Below are 1,383 nucleotides of genomic sequence, written 5' to 3'. Positions count from 1 at the left end.
GTGACGAACTTGACCTTCGAGGCATCGCCGAGAACGGCGGCCGCGACGGCGCGGCAGAAATCGACGTCGAGACCTTCCATCTGGCCGGTCGTCGTGTTGAGGTAACCGAAGCCGGGCGCCGTGTTGTCCGTGCCGCAGTTCAGCGTACCGCGTTCCTTCACCGTATCGAGGACGGAGGCCGATGCGTGACCTGCGGTAAGAGCGAGACCAGCAAATGCGCCGGCCGTGAGAAGCTTGATCATTTTCATTGCGTTCCCCTGTGAATATCGCGAGCGCCCTGCAAGGGGTCGGAACAAGATCTGTTCAAAATCCTGCGCTAAGGTCGAACGAACGGTGAACGTCACGCCGCTCGGAGGATTCGGCCGGGAAGCCGCAGGGGCCTGAAGCCTTCGGGCAACTGTTGTTCGGTGTCCCAGGAATAGATGCCGGTGAGATTTATGTGCTCCCAGCTGAGCGGTGAGATGTGCCTCAGCAGCTCGTCGGGAATATGCCGACCCCGCTGGCGCAAGTGTGCCGTCGCGCGACTGAGATAGACGGTGTTCCAATGAACGATGGCGCTGACCACGAGGTTTAGCCCCGAAGCACGGAACGCCTGGCTGTCAAAGGATCGATCCCGTATTTCGCCGCGCTCGTGGAAGAAGACAGCGCGTTTGAGCTTGTGGGCGGCTTCGCCCTTGTTGAGCCCGGCCTGGCAGCGCCGGCGCAAGGCCGGGTTTGAATACCATTCGATCATGAACAAGGTACGCTCAATACGGCCGAGCTCGCGCAAGGCTTTGGCGAGATCACTGGACTTTGACGATGAGCACCACTTCAGGATGGTCGATGGTGCAACGGTTCGTGTCGTGATCGATACGCCAAGACGCAAGAACTCGTCCCAATGCTCCAGGATGAGATCGGAATTGATCGGCACACCAATGTGTTTAGCCAGCTCCGGATAGGCATCCGCTTTCTCAAACGTATGGAATTTCCGGTCCTTGAGATTACGCATGCGAGGCGAGAAGCGCCTGTTGACGATGGGGAAAAGCCCGAAGAGCTGATCGCTGACACCGCCGGTGTCGGTGAACAGTTCCTCGATGTCGAGGATCGTGTCGTGGTCGAATAGGCCATCGAGCACATAGACGGCCTCGCTCTCGGTCGGGCTGATCGGCAGGATGCTGTAATAGCCGTATTGGTCAGAAAGCCCGCTGTAAAATTTCGATCCCGGTTCGCTGCCATAATGCAGGTTGATGTCACTGCGCTTGGCGGCCCTGTCGCTGGCGCGGAAGAATTGCCCATCAGACGACGCGGTCGTTCCGTCGCCCCAAATTTGCGAATGCGGATGCCGCGTGTGGGCATCGGTGACGCACGCCTGCGCGGCCCGATAGGTTTCCGAGCGGGCGTGGA

General features: G+C 59.4%; 1 protein-coding gene and 1 pseudogene. Both read right to left on the bottom strand.

What is annotated here, in order from left to right; all coding sequences use genetic code 11:
* A pseudogene (locus tag ACPC54_RS42020) lies at positions 1 to 242 on the bottom strand (hypothetical protein); the annotation flags it as partial.
* Positions 243 to 340: 98 nt separating this feature from the next.
* Positions 341 to 1,383, bottom strand: a 1,043-nt coding sequence (locus ACPC54_RS42015; RefSeq protein ID WP_498973029.1) for a Tn3 family transposase, incomplete at its 5' end; no start/stop codon positions are given.

It is taken from the genome of Kitasatospora sp. NPDC094028 (genome assembly GCF_049543595.1).
Lineage (GTDB): Bacteria > Actinomycetota > Actinomycetes > Streptomycetales > Streptomycetaceae > Kitasatospora.
Note: the sequence above shows the minus strand (reverse complement) of the source record. Positions and strands in the feature narration are given on the sequence as shown.